Here is a 12,034-nt window from a genome sequence, read left to right on the forward strand (position 1 = left end):
ATCGTCCAACCTTTGTAGGAGCAGCCTTGTGCTGCGAAGAGGCCGGTGCAAGCAGCATCGATTGAGGGTGCCTGCACTGGCCTCTTCGCAGCACAAGGCTGCTCCTACAGAGATTGAGTAAGCTTGAAACTCAACTCAAAGAATCGGCGAGATCAACCGGGCTATTCGCATCCCAAGCTGCTGCAGCCGATGGGTATCGAGACTGTCTTCTGGGGTGATTTCCCGGGCTTGATCAAAGTCACGCAGCAGCATCTGTTCGACCTGGTCGGCGAACACGCGATCGACGGTCAGCAAGGTGATTTCGAAGTTCAGGCGGAACGAACGGTTATCCAGGTTCGCACTGCCAATCGCGCTGACCTCGTCATCCACCAGCACCACCTTCTGGTGCAGAAAGCCCGGCAAGTAACGGAACATGCGCACACCGGCACGTACCGCTTCGAAGGCAAACAGGCTGGAGGCGGCGTAGACGATCCGGTGGTCGGGCCGTGACGGAATGAGGATGCGCACATCCACACCGCGCAGAACCGCCAGGCGCAACGCGGCAAAAACGGCTTCGTCCGGGATGAAGTAGGGGCTGGTGATCCACACCCGGCGTGTCGCCGAATGGATCGCTTCGAGGAAGAACAGCGAGCAGGTTTCTTGTGGGTCTGCCGGCCCGCTGGCGAGGGCTTGGCACAGTACGCCGTTGTCCGGGTAGGTGTCGGGCAGGATCAACGGCGGCAGCTGGCGGGTCGCCCAGTACCAGTCTTCGGCGAACGACTCCTGCAAACAGGCCAGTACCGGGCCACCGATCTGCACATGGGTATCGCGCCAGGGCGACAGTTGCGGGTGCTCACCCAAGTACTCGTCACCCACGTTGTGCCCGCCGATGAAACCCGTCAGGCCATCCACCACCACGATCTTGCGGTGGTTGCGGAAGTTGACCTGAAAGCGGTTGAACCAACCACGGCGTGTAGCGAAGGCATGAATCTCCACGCCACCGTCACGCAGTACCTGGCTGTAGCTGGCCGGCAAGGCATGGCTGCCGACGCGGTCATACAGCACGAAAACCTTCACGCCTTCAGCCGCTTTGCGCAACAGCAACTGCTGCAGTGCCTTGCCCAACGTGTCGTCGTGGATGATGAAGAACTGTACCAGCACCACGTCGCGGGCTTGATGGATGGCGGCGAAGATGGCATCGAAAGTCGCCTTGCCGTCGATCAACAGCTTTACCTGGTTGTTCGCCAGGCAAGGCATGCGCCCAAGTTTGGGCATGGCGCGCAGGGCGGCATAGCTTTCCGACTCGCGGGCGGTGAGGGCCTCTTCTACCCAGGGGCGCCAGTTCAGGTTGGCCATGGCCACGTGCATTTCCTGGTTGGCCTGGCGCCGTGCCTTGATGTAGGCATAGAAGGAGCGAGCACCGAAGATCAGGTAGGGGATGAGCGTCAGGTAGGGAATGAAGACCAGGGGCATGGCCCAGGCAATCGCACCTTGGGCGGTGCGCACGGTGAACACTGCATGCAGTGCGGCGACAATGCCCAACAGGTGAATCAGGCCGAGCACATAACCGAAGAAGTAGGGGCTGTGGTAATCCATATGCATCCTGCTTGCCGAGTACACTGTGGGTAACAGAACACGTTCCAGGTGCGGCTTGCAACCTGCAGCTGGATTTGGCGTCTAAGCCTCAGCCCGGCCCGTTGGCCGGTTTTTTCCAGGAGCGTTCGTCCATGAAGATTCGTCTGCCACTGTTGGCGTTGGCCCTTGGCCTGAGCAGCCCATTGGTGCATGCACAGATGTTGCAGCCCGGCTTGTGGGAGCTGACCACCAGCAACATGCAGGTCGATGGCAAGCCGTTACCCGACATGGAGTTCATGCTCGGCCAGTTGAAAAACCTGCCGCCAGAGCAGCGCGCCATGATGGAAGGGGTGCTGGCAAAACAGGGTGTGACAGTGGGAGGCAAGGGCGTGCGCTCGTGCCTGACGCAAGAGCAGGTGGCCACCAACGATATCCCGCTGCAAGACCCGAAGTCGGGTTGCACGCAGAAGATTACCGACCGCACCGGTAATGTCTGGAAGTTCCAGTTCAGCTGCCCCAAGGCTCAGGGCACTGGGAAGGCTACCTTCCTCAGTGATAAGGAATTCACCACCCAGGTCAGTGGTACGTTCAACGCATCGGGGGTGCAGCAGCAAGGCAGCATGAACACCCGAGCCGTCTGGTTGGGCAATGATTGTGGCGCGGTCAAACCGCGCACGTGAGGTTCCATTGCCATTGGCTGGTGGCGACTGCGTCGTGGGCATGCAGGCTCTCTGCATGTTCCACGCGCAGCTTGAAGGCCGTGGCCCATTCTATTTGGCGCAACGATTGATGCAGTCGTCGTGCGGCGTCTTCGCAGAACATGAGGTTCTGCCCGTTGGCCAATGCGAACGCTTGTTCGTCCGCGCGCTTAACCGCCGTTTGCACGGCCGTTCCCAAGCTGGCCTCGACACGGTCGATCAACTCGGTAATCGGCAGCGCTAGCAAATTACGTTTCAGGCGCACGTGAATTTTCGCGCTACTGCGTTGGCTATGGGGCGTCGCAACAATGCCCTGGCTGCTGCCCAGCCACTCCAACACACTGTCTTTATCCAAGCGCCCCTCTGCAAAGTCCGCCTGAAACTGCTGCTGAATCAGCTGCCTTGCGAGTGCTGCAGAGCACGGGCACGTCGATGAGTAAGGCACAGAAACAAATAGTTCCACGTGGAACACTTCACTTTCGATGCGGGCATCGAGGGTAATCGGATAGCTTTTCCAACCTGCCAATGGGCTGATCAGAGCTGGCCGTTTCAGCAGGTGCTCGAAGGTGACGCGCAGATAAGCAGCGGAAGAGAGCCCTTCATGGCTGCTCAGAAAATCTGCCAGTAGCTGACGAATCGCTATGGGGGTGAGCGGTTGATGTTCCAGTGATTCCAATGCCAGGTACAGGCGCGACATGTGGATACCGCGTGAGCTACCGTCCACCAGGCTCACGCCCGCGTCGACAGTGGCAGCGGCTGTGCGACCTTCGAATTGCACAGGCACAGCGATCCCGCACATACCTACCCAGTCGAGGGGTAAGGCGTACTGTTGAGCTTGTGCGGCGATGTCGGGAAGCGTGAGTTGGGTCATGTGTCATTCCAAACGAAAAGGTTTCAGCGGCAACCGCCGATCAAGCTGCAGTGCAGGTTGAAGCGCTGCCCACTGGAGCTGGACACCCGGTTCAACGTAGTCCAGCCGATACGGCGGCTATAGCCCACCCAAGCCTCACCGTCGCTGGCCAGGCCGGTGTAGAAGGTCAACCCACCATAGCGGCTGTTGGTTTGCGCCCATGAACGGCGGCTCACGTGCTCATAGCCACGCAGATAGAACGTGCTGCCTTCAGTGCGCACACTGTAATAACTGCCCTTGCCATCCTGGCAGGCCAACAAGGTCGCGCTGCGGGTACACAGTGCCAACGGGTTGCTCTGTGGCATGGCTAACAGCGTTGTGGGCATGGCCAGCAACAGCATCAGCACAGCGCGTGGAGGCTTCATTTTTCATCTCCGGCGATCACTCTTCCGACGAGAACAGCTTGGCGAAATTGTATTGTTACTTTATAACATTATGCAATGCATCGTTTCGAATGCGTCTGCCTGAAGAGGTTTCGCCATGCCCAACCGTCTCCCCGTTACCGTGCTGTCTGGCTTTCTTGGCGCCGGCAAGAGCACCTTGCTCAACCATGTACTGCGTAACCGCGACAACCTGCGCGTCGCGGTGATCGTGAACGACATGAGTGAAATCAACATCGATGCCAGCGAGGTGCAACGCAACGTCAGCCTGAACCGCGCAGAAGAAAAACTCGTCGAGATGAGCAACGGCTGCATTTGCTGCACGCTGCGCGAAGACCTGCTCGAGGAAGTGGCGCGGTTAGCCGAAGAGGGGCGCTTCGACTATTTGCTGATCGAGTCCACCGGCATATCCGAGCCGCTACCGGTGGCCGAGACGTTCACCTTTCGCGATGAGCAGGGCCGCAGCCTGTCCGACATGGCCCGGCTGGACACCATGGTCACGGTGGTCGATGGCCTCAACTTTATGCGCGACTACCAGGCAGCGGATAGCCTGGCCAGCCGTGGCGAGACCCTGGGTGATGACGATGAGCGTTCAATCAGCGACCTGCTGATCGAGCAGGTCGAGTTCGCCGACGTGTTGCTGTTGAGCAAGATCGACTTGATCAGCCAGCACGAACGTGAAGAGCTCACGGCCATTTTGCGCAGCCTCAACGCCAGGGCGCAGATTGTGCCCATGGTGATGGGGGAGGTACCGCTGGCGCGCATCCTCGACACGGGCCTGTTCGACTTCGACCAGGCCGCACAAGCCCCCGGCTGGCTGCAGGAGTTGCGTGGCGCGCATGTGCCGGAAACCGAAGAGTACGGCATCGCCGCCAGCACCTGGCAAGCGAGGCGCCCACTTCATCCACAACGCTTTTTCGACTTTATCCACAAGCCCTGGAGCAACGGCAGGCTGCTGCGTTCGAAGGGTTTTTTCTGGCTGGCCAGCAAGTATCAGGAGGCCGGTAGCTGGTCTCAGGCGGGGGGCATGATGCGCCATGGCATGGCCGGTCGCTGGTGGCGATTCGTGCCGCGTGAACAGTGGCCGCAGGATGTGGATAACGCCGAGGCGATACTGAAATACTGGACTGTGGAGACGGGTGACTGCCGCCAGGAATTGGTGTTCATCGGGCAAAATATCGACTTCGAAAAGTTATCCACAGAGCTTGAAAGCTGCCTGTTGACGGATGCAGAAATGCAATTAGGGCCGATGGGTTGGTTACGTCTGCCCGACCCATTCGGCCCTTGGCATGAAGAGGCGGCAGCATGAACCTCGCGCATAGCCCTGTGGATATCTTTCAGGTGTTCGGTGAGTCGCCTCAGGTGCTAACCGATGTTCTGCAGGACGGCGTGAACCTGGCGGTATGGCGTCGGCGCTTGCCGGCCCAGCTGGAGGATTTTGCACAGCTGGTCATCAGCCTCAGCCAACCCTTGGCTGACCAGCGCGTAATCGATGTGGACGAACAGCAGATGCCGGCGTTGACCGGCCTGTTGCGCGAAGCTGCCGACCTGCAAGGCTATGAGAGCTTCGTCGCCGATGTCAGCTGGCTGGTGGCTGCCTATACCTGCCTGCTCGGCGCGCGCCGAGTGGGCCTGCGCCTGCGTGTGCTGCAAGGGCCGATGTGCCCGCGCTTCCATGTGGACCACGTGCCGGTGCGCTTGCTTACCAGCTATGCAGGCCCCGGTAGCGAGTGGCTGAAAGAAGGCGCTGTGGATCGGCGCGAACTACACCAGGCCGTGCCACCTGTGGATAACATTCAGTGCCTGCAGGCAGGCGAAGTGGCCGTGCTGAAAGGCGAAAAGTGGCAGGGCAACGAGGGTGCTGGGTTGGTTCATCGCTCCCCCTCCGGGCGTCAAGGGCGCTTGTTGCTCAGCCTTGACTGGCTGGCGTGACGGCGCATAGTGAGGCGAACCCCCAGCCTGAAGCCATGCCATGTTGCAGAACATCCCTACCCACGTGATTGCCGGCCCACTGGGCGCCGGCAAGACCACGCTCATCCGTCATTTGCTGGCCCAACGCCCCGCCGGTGAGCGTTGGGCCGTGTTGATCAATGAGTTCGGCCTGGTGGGGCTCGATGCCGCCTTGCTAAGCCGCGACGAGGACGGCATCGCCATCGGTGAAGTCGCTGGGGGCTGCCTGTGCTGCGTCAATGGCATGCCGTTCCAGGTGGGTTTGGGCCGGCTGTTGCGCAAGGCCCGTCCTGATCGATTGTTCATCGAGCCCTCCGGCCTAGGCCATCCGTTGCAGTTGCTCGCTCAACTTCAGCAAGCGCCTTGGGTTGGAGTGCTGACAATCCAGCCACTTCTCATGGTTGTGGATGCTCAGAAAATGCTCCGCGACGAGCCGCTTCCAGAGGCTCAACTGCACGCTTTCGAGGCCTGCAAGACAGTGGTTTTCAACAAATCCGAGGCTGTGGATGAATGTCATAGGTTGTTGATAACTAAGAAATTTCCACAAAAAGATATTCTTTGGACATACCAGGGGATGCTGCCCATTTCGCGGCTTCTGATTTCATCCACAGGGGCTATTTCGCCGCCAGATGTGGATAACAGGATTGTCGACAATCTGGGAAATACGCCTGCAACCCTATGGAATAAGCCCAATGAGCCGATCTGCAGTGCGCAGCAAGGGGAGGGAGGTTGGAGTATTGGCTGGCGCTGGCATCCCAGCCAGCAATTTTATCCACAACGCGTACTAGCGTTTTTGCACGCCTGGCCGTGGCGCCGCGCCAAGGGAGTTATCCACACAGGGCAAGGTTGGCAGTCTTTCAATGGGCTGGATGGGGTGCTGCCGGACTGGCAGCCGAGCGACTGGCGCAGGGATACGCGCATCGAGCTGATTTTTGATCACGCTCAACCGCAGCCGGCCCTGGAGGCCGGCTTGAAGGAATGCCTTATGCGTTAATCAGCGCCAGCGGTTGTGCTCTTGGCGCCACTGCTGCATCTCTATCACATTGTCAGTGCGCGGTGGCGTCTTGATTTCGAACGGGTAGGGCGCCAGTTCGATCTGCACGCTGTGGGCGCCGAACTGGGTGACGGTGCCGGGGTGACGCTGCTCACCCGTCACGGTGAACTCGAAGGCATAGATGCGCGCCAGGCGCTTTTTGCCGTTGGCGTCACGGACAAAGGCGATGCGCTTGAGGGCAACGGCATCGTCGAGCAGTTCGAGGTCGAGCTTGGCGCAATGCTGCTTGACCCGCTCCAAGGCTTTCTCGCGCAACCCATGGTTGTGCCACAACCAAGCGCCTGCCGTGGCGACCAGCATCAGGACGAAGAGATTCTCCAGGGTCAACATTTGCGTATGCTCCAAACAGGTCGAACCAGCTTAACTGCGTCCCTGGCCTGTCGTACAGGTGGCAATCGAGTTCATACTGCGCTGCGCACAATCCTTGAAACAGCTTTGGAAATCTCCCGCATGAAACGTACCCCGCACCTGCTCGCCATCCAGTCACATGTGGTGTTCGGCCACGCCGGCAACAGCGCCGCGGTGTTTCCCATGCAGCGTATTGGGGTCAATGTCTGGCCGCTCAATACCGTGCAGTTTTCCAATCATACTCAGTATGGCCAGTGGGCAGGCGACGTGCTTGCTCCAGCGCAAATTCCTGCGTTGGTGGAAGGCATTTCCAACATCGGCGAGCTGGGCCACTGCGATGCGGTGCTTTCTGGCTACCTGGGCAGTGCCGAACAGGGGCGGGCGATCCTGGCGGGGGTCGAGCGCATCAAGGGTGTGAACCCCAAAGCGCTGTACCTGTGCGACCCGGTCATGGGCCACCCCGAGAAAGGCTGCATCGTGCCGCAGGAAGTGAGCGAGTTTCTGCTTGAAGAAGCGGCCGCCCGGGCCGACATCCTTTGCCCTAATCAGCTGGAGCTGGACAGTTTTTGTGGCCGCCGTGCGCAGTCGCTGGAAGATTGCGTGCAGATGGCGCGCAGCCTGCTCGCGCGCGGGCCGAGAGTGGTGCTGGTCAAGCACCTGGCGTATCCCGGGCGCGCCGAGGACCAGTTCGAGATGCTGTTGGTGACCGCCGAAGACAGCTGGCACCTGCGCCGCCCGCTGCTGGCTTTTCCGCGTCAGCCGGTGGGCGTGGGCGACCTGACGTCCGGCCTGTTCCTGGCCCGTGTGCTACTTGGCGACACGTGGCTGCAGGCGTTCGAGTTCACGGCCTCGGCAGTGCATGAAGTGCTGCTCGAAACCCAGGCCTGTGCCAGCTACGAGCTGCAGCTGGTGCGGGCCCAGGATCGTATCGCCCACCCGCGCGTGCGCTTCGAAGCGCAGCGCCTGGCGCTTTAAACGGCGTCGGTCTTGAGGTCCTGGTAGCGCTTTTCCAGCTCCTGGCGGATTTGCCGGCGTTGCTGGCCCTGCAGGAACCGGCGCTTCTCCTCGCTGCTGAGCGGTTGGCGCGGCGGCACCGCTACCGGGCGGCGGTTGTCATCGACCGCCACCATGGTGAAGAAGCAGCTGTTGGAGTGGCGCACCGAGCGTTCCCGGATGTTTTCGGTCACCACCTTGATGCCCACCTCCATCGAGGTGTTGCCGGTGTAGTTGACCGATGCGAGGAACGTCACCAGTTCACCCACGTGCACGGGTTCACGGAAGATCACCTGGTCGACCGACAGGGTCACCACGTAGCTGCCGGCGTAGCGGCTTGCACAGGCATAGGCGACTTCGTCCAGGTATTTGAGCAAAGTGCCGCCATGCACGTTGCCGGAGAAGTTGGCCATGTCCGGGGTCATCAGGACGGTCATGCTCAGCTGGGCGTTTCCAGGTTCCATAGTGTGCTCACGGTGAGGTTGCGCTGAATCGGGGCGGGTATCTGCTGACACGTTCTGTTTCCCCTCTTTGAGTTTGCCTGCCTGGTACGGGACGTTGGCTGATGCGCCATGGTCACGCTGATCACGCCATCGGCGGCGGTTAACCTGCCGATCTGTTTCTACATATTGCACCGGCGTTATGCGGCGGGGTGCGATGTTAACCTGAGTACGCCCATGCAACATGGGCTTTCCTGCATTCAATACAGTATGTACTTGCTGCTCGCTCGGTTTGCCTTGGCAGAGGAGCGGTCTGCCCGGGCATTCGATAAAAGGAGTATCGCGCCATGCATGCCATCAGCTTCATCCAGGACCTGGCAGTGATCATGCTGGTTGCCGGGGTGGTCACGATTCTCTTCCACCGCCTCAAGCAACCCGTCGTGTTGGGCTATATCGTCGCCGGCTTCATCATCGGCCCCCACACACCGCCGTTTGGCCTGATCCACGATGAAGACACCATCAAGACCCTCGCCGAGCTCGGGGTGATCTTCCTGATGTTCTGCTTGGGGCTCGAGTTCAGCCTGCGCAAGCTGTTCAAGGTCGGCGCCACAGCGTTTATCGCGGCGTTCCTGGAAATCGTGCTGATGATCTGGATCGGGTTCGAGATCGGTCGCTGGTTCGGTTGGAACACCATGGATTCGTTGTTCCTCGGCGCTATCCTGGCGATCTCCTCGACCACCATCATCGTCAAGGCGCTCAACGACCTGAAGATGAAGAACGAGCGCTTCGCTCAACTGATATTCGGCGTGCTGATCGTCGAGGATATCCTCGGTATCGGCATCATCGCCTTGCTCTCGGGCATCGCCGTCAGCGGCACGGTCAGCTCTGGCGAGGTGTTTTCCACGGTCGGCAAGCTGTCGCTGTTCATGATTGTCGCGCTGGTCATCGGCATCTTGCTGGTGCCACGGCTGTTGGCCTATGTGGCGAAATTCGAAAGCAACGAGATGTTGCTGATTACCGTGTTGGGCCTGTGTTTCGGGTTCTGCCTGCTGGTGGTGAAGCTGGAATACAGCATGGTCCTGGGCGCCTTCCTGATTGGCGCGATCATGGCCGAGTCGCGCCAGCTGCTGAAAATCGAGCAACTGATCGAGCCGGTACGTGACCTGTTCAGCGCCATTTTCTTTGTCGCCATCGGCCTGATGATCGACCCTCAGGTACTGATCGACTACGCCTGGCCGATCGTGGTCATCACCTTGGCGGTAGTACTTGGCAAGATGCTGTCCTGTGGCATGGGGGCGTTTATCGCTGGCAATGATGGCCGCACTTCGTTGCGTGTCGGCATGGGGCTTTCGCAGATCGGCGAGTTCTCGTTCATCATCGCCGCGCTGGGCATGACCCTGCAGGTCACCAGCGATTTCCTGTATCCGGTGGCGGTTGCTGTTTCGGCCATTACCACGCTGCTGACGCCTTATCTGATCCGTGCGGCCGACCCCCTGTCATTGAAGCTGGGTAAGGTGGTGCCGAGCCGTCTGGCGCGTGTGCTGTCGCTGTATGGCGAATGGTTGCGCAACATTCAGCCGCAAGGTGAAGGTGCCATGCTGGCAGCCATGATCCGCCGCATCCTGTTGCAGGTTGGCGTTAACTTGGCACTGGTGATTGCCATCTTCTTCACCGGTGGTTACTTCGCTGGGCGCATTGGCAATTGGCTCAGTGAGTGGTTCACCGATGTCAGCCAGCAAAAGGCGGTGATTTGGGGGGCGGCATTGCTGCTGTCGCTGCCGTTCCTGATTGCGGCGTATCGCAAGCTTAAGGCGTTGTCGATGCTGCTGGCGGAGATGGGCGTGAAGCCTGAAATGGCGGGGCGTCACACCCAGCGTGTGCGTCGTGTGATTGCCGAGGTGATCCCGCTGCTGTCGCTGCTGGTGATCTTCCTGCTGTTGTCGGCGCTGTCGGCGAGCATCCTGCCTACCAGTGAACTGCTATTGGTCATTGCGGTGGTGGCGGCAGTGGTGGTGGCTTTACTGTGGCGTTGGTTTATCCGCGTGCACACGCGCATGCAGATTGCCTTGCTAGAGACGCTGGAGAACAGCCGCGAGAATTCGCACTGAGGGAGGTAATGCTCCCTGCGCAAGATTTCACCGTCGTCCGAGGGGATGGAGCGGTAGCGATGTCGCCAGGCGCAGAAAGCCTGGCGATTTTAATCGCATTAATGGCCCTGAGCCATAAATTTTCCTGGCGGTATTTCTGATGCTTTTGTAGGAATAATCAGCTTTCCAGCCAGACGTCCCGCGCCCAGTGCCAGACCGACTCCCAGCTGTCTTCAAGGACGATTTCTTCTTCGGCGTCCCACAGCACGACAGTGCCGTCTTCTTCCACGCAGTAATAGTTATCACCGTCCTGGCAGATCGGGATCAGTTCGCGCGGCACGCCGGCATCCCAGGCATTGGATGCAACATCTGGCAGGTAGGTATGCGACTGTGGGTCGGTGACCGTGACCGGTTCCAGGGAGCCGTAGACCACATCACTGACGGTCAGCAGGAACTCCTTGAACACGTAGGGAATGTTGATGAACAGCTGCTCTTCGATTTCTACCAGCTGATCTTCATCGGGAAGCTCCAAAGGTACCGGTACCGGTTCATTGGCTTCACGGAGTTGTTCGATCACTTCTTCCACGGTTCACTTCCTCTTACCTGATGACAACGCTGCGCGTTATACCCTAGTAGCCCAGTGTGGCAAAAGCAAAAACCCCGGGACAAGGCCCGGGGTTTTTGTAGTGCGCCTGTCGGTTAGCCGTTTTGACGGATACCGGCGACCAGCCAAGGCTGGTTCTCGCCCTGGGCGCGAACCATGTGCCAGCTTTCGCTGAACACTTCGCCCTGGTCGAAGCGCGAGGTCTTCGACACGCCACGGAAGGTCAGGGTGGCGTCGGTACGGTCGGCGCGGTCGTCTACACCGTCCAGCTGCACTTCGAGGTTGTCGATGTAGGTGGCCTGGAAGCCATCACCCAACTCGGCACGTTCGCGCTTGAGGAACTCGAGCATCTGCGGCGTGACGAACTCGGCGATCTTGTCCATCTCGTTGGCATCCCAGTGCTGCTGCAGCGACTGGAAGTGGCTTTGCGCGGCAGCCAGGAAGCTCTGCTCGTTGAACCAGGCCGGTGCGTTGATCACCGGAGCGGCTGCAGCGGCAGGTGCGGCCGAGCCACCGAAGACCGACGGCTGGGCAGGCTGTGCGTGGGCTTCACGCTGGAACGGCGCATGGCCCGGTGCGGCCATTTGCGGCTGCTGCTGGCGGCGACGCGCGGCAATGAAGCGGAACACCAGGAAGGCGATCAGGCCCATGATCAGGAAGTCCATGATCTGCATGCCCTGGAAGCCGTCACCCATGAACATGGAGGCCAGCAGGCCACCGGCGGCGAGGCCGGCCAGTGGGCCCAGCCAGCGCGAAGCACCGCTGGCGGCAGCCGGTGCACGGCCTGGCGCGGTCGGCGCGGCGGCAGGCGTGGTTGGCGTGGCCTGACGGGTCTGGTGAATAGGCGCGGAGCCCGAGCTCTTGCCGCCGCCGAACCGCTTGGCGTTGGCGTCCAGGCTCAGCGTCAAGCCGACGCAGAGCGCCAGAGCGATGCTAAGAAAACGTTGCATAAGTGGGATATCCCCTGTTGTGGATTGCACGCGCGTCATGGTGCACAGGTTCCCGGGCACATGACC

Annotated in this window: 13 protein-coding genes; 6 read left to right on the top strand and 7 right to left on the bottom strand. The window is 60.1% G+C overall.

Annotated features, from left to right (window positions below):
• Nucleotides 1-135: 135 nt before the first annotated feature.
• Complete coding sequence (gene cls / locus QOS90_RS00815; protein ID WP_085272145.1) at nt 136-1,575, bottom strand: cardiolipin synthase; 1,440 nt, start codon at nt 1,573-1,575, stop codon at nt 136-138.
• 131 nt (nt 1,576-1,706) lie between these two features.
• Between cls and QOS90_RS00820 the strand changes: the two genes are divergently transcribed.
• Complete coding sequence (locus QOS90_RS00820; protein WP_027592087.1) at nt 1,707-2,234, top strand: DUF3617 domain-containing protein; 528 nt, start codon at nt 1,707-1,709, stop codon at nt 2,232-2,234.
• Here the strand turns inward: QOS90_RS00820 and folE2 are convergent.
• Both folE2 and QOS90_RS00830 read right to left on the bottom strand, forming a co-directional pair.
• The gene (folE2, locus tag QOS90_RS00825) at nt 2,218-3,123 is read right to left on the bottom strand and encodes a GTP cyclohydrolase FolE2 (protein WP_027592088.1); all 906 of its coding nucleotides are present in this window, start codon (nt 3,121-3,123) and stop codon (nt 2,218-2,220) included. The genes QOS90_RS00820 and folE2 overlap by 17 nt on opposite strands.
• Before the next feature lie 23 nt (nt 3,124-3,146).
• Nucleotides 3,147-3,527: a hypothetical protein gene (locus tag QOS90_RS00830; protein WP_027592089.1), complete on the bottom strand. Its 381-nt coding sequence runs from the start codon at nt 3,525-3,527 to the stop codon at nt 3,147-3,149.
• Nucleotides 3,528-3,642: 115 nt separating this feature from the next.
• On the opposite strand from QOS90_RS00830, the gene zigA reads away from it, so the two are divergent.
• From zigA to QOS90_RS00845, 3 genes are read left to right on the top strand one after another with little or no spacing between them, the layout of a single operon-like run.
• Complete coding sequence (gene zigA / locus QOS90_RS00835; protein WP_027592090.1) at nt 3,643-4,851, top strand: zinc metallochaperone GTPase ZigA; 1,209 nt, start codon at nt 3,643-3,645, stop codon at nt 4,849-4,851.
• Entirely contained in the window at nt 4,848-5,474 is a 627-nt protein-coding gene (locus tag QOS90_RS00840; protein WP_085272146.1) for a DUF1826 domain-containing protein, read from the top strand. The genes zigA and QOS90_RS00840 overlap by 4 nt, the downstream gene beginning before the upstream one ends.
• 40 nt (nt 5,475-5,514) lie before the next feature.
• Complete coding sequence (locus tag QOS90_RS00845; RefSeq protein WP_085272147.1) at nt 5,515-6,486, top strand: CobW family GTP-binding protein; 972 nt, start codon at nt 5,515-5,517, stop codon at nt 6,484-6,486.
• Here the strand turns inward: QOS90_RS00845 and QOS90_RS00850 are convergent, their stop codons facing one another.
• Complete coding sequence (locus tag QOS90_RS00850) at nt 6,487-6,876, bottom strand: DUF3301 domain-containing protein (RefSeq protein WP_027592093.1); 390 nt, start codon at nt 6,874-6,876, stop codon at nt 6,487-6,489.
• 120 nt (nt 6,877-6,996) lie between these two features.
• Between QOS90_RS00850 and pdxY the strand changes: the two genes are divergently transcribed.
• A complete protein-coding gene (gene pdxY, locus QOS90_RS00855) occupies nt 6,997-7,869 on the top strand; it encodes a pyridoxal kinase PdxY (protein ID WP_085272148.1) in 873 nt (290 codons plus the stop codon).
• Here pdxY and QOS90_RS00860 read toward each other — a convergent pair.
• On the bottom strand, nt 7,866-8,351 hold the full coding sequence (locus QOS90_RS00860) for an acyl-CoA thioesterase (protein WP_085272149.1): 486 nt from the start codon (nt 8,349-8,351) through the stop codon (nt 7,866-7,868). The two genes, pdxY and QOS90_RS00860, sit on opposite strands and share 4 nt — an antisense overlap.
• A gap of 323 nt (nt 8,352-8,674) precedes the next feature.
• On the opposite strand from QOS90_RS00860, the gene QOS90_RS00865 reads away from it, so the two are divergent.
• On the top strand, nt 8,675-10,435 hold the full coding sequence (locus tag QOS90_RS00865; protein ID WP_027592096.1) for a cation:proton antiporter: 1,761 nt from the start codon (nt 8,675-8,677) through the stop codon (nt 10,433-10,435).
• Between the two features lie 157 nt (nt 10,436-10,592).
• Here QOS90_RS00865 and QOS90_RS00870 read toward each other — a convergent pair whose 3' ends face one another.
• Nucleotides 10,593-11,000, bottom strand: a complete 408-nt coding sequence (locus QOS90_RS00870) for an SMI1/KNR4 family protein (protein WP_027592097.1) — start codon at nt 10,998-11,000, stop codon at nt 10,593-10,595.
• Nucleotides 11,001-11,113: 113 nt separating this feature from the next.
• Nucleotides 11,114-11,968 (bottom strand): Tim44 domain-containing protein, encoded by an 855-nt coding sequence (locus tag QOS90_RS00875; protein ID WP_027592098.1) that lies wholly within the window; start codon nt 11,966-11,968, stop codon nt 11,114-11,116.
• Nucleotides 11,969-12,034 lie beyond the last annotated feature (66 nt).

The sequence above is a fragment of the Pseudomonas sp. LAIL14HWK12:I10 genome, assembly GCF_900184205.1.
GTDB lineage: Bacteria > Pseudomonadota > Gammaproteobacteria > Pseudomonadales > Pseudomonadaceae > Aquipseudomonas > Aquipseudomonas kermanshahensis.

Excerpts from the sequence above, each read along its gene's own strand:
- folE2 (WP_027592088.1), bottom strand. The coding sequence starts at position 3,123 with ATGACCCAACTCACGCTTCCCGACATCGCCGCACAAGCTCAACAGTAC.
- pdxY (WP_085272148.1), top strand. The coding sequence starts at position 6,997 with ATGAAACGTACCCCGCACCTGCTCGCCATCCAGTCACATGTGGTGTTC.
- QOS90_RS00865 (WP_027592096.1), top strand. The coding sequence starts at position 8,675 with ATGCATGCCATCAGCTTCATCCAGGACCTGGCAGTGATCATGCTGGTT.
- zigA (WP_027592090.1), top strand. The coding sequence starts at position 3,643 with ATGCCCAACCGTCTCCCCGTTACCGTGCTGTCTGGCTTTCTTGGCGCC.
- QOS90_RS00875 (WP_027592098.1), bottom strand. The coding sequence starts at position 11,968 with ATGCAACGTTTTCTTAGCATCGCTCTGGCGCTCTGCGTCGGCTTGACG.
- QOS90_RS00850 (WP_027592093.1), bottom strand. The coding sequence starts at position 6,876 with ATGTTGACCCTGGAGAATCTCTTCGTCCTGATGCTGGTCGCCACGGCA.
- QOS90_RS00845 (WP_085272147.1), top strand. The coding sequence starts at position 5,515 with ATGTTGCAGAACATCCCTACCCACGTGATTGCCGGCCCACTGGGCGCC.
- cls (WP_085272145.1), bottom strand. The coding sequence starts at position 1,575 with ATGGATTACCACAGCCCCTACTTCTTCGGTTATGTGCTCGGCCTGATT.
- QOS90_RS00820 (WP_027592087.1), top strand. The coding sequence starts at position 1,707 with ATGAAGATTCGTCTGCCACTGTTGGCGTTGGCCCTTGGCCTGAGCAGC.
- QOS90_RS00860 (WP_085272149.1), bottom strand. The coding sequence starts at position 8,351 with ATGGAACCTGGAAACGCCCAGCTGAGCATGACCGTCCTGATGACCCCG.
- QOS90_RS00840 (WP_085272146.1), top strand. The coding sequence starts at position 4,848 with ATGAACCTCGCGCATAGCCCTGTGGATATCTTTCAGGTGTTCGGTGAG.
- QOS90_RS00830 (WP_027592089.1), bottom strand. The coding sequence starts at position 3,527 with ATGAAGCCTCCACGCGCTGTGCTGATGCTGTTGCTGGCCATGCCCACA.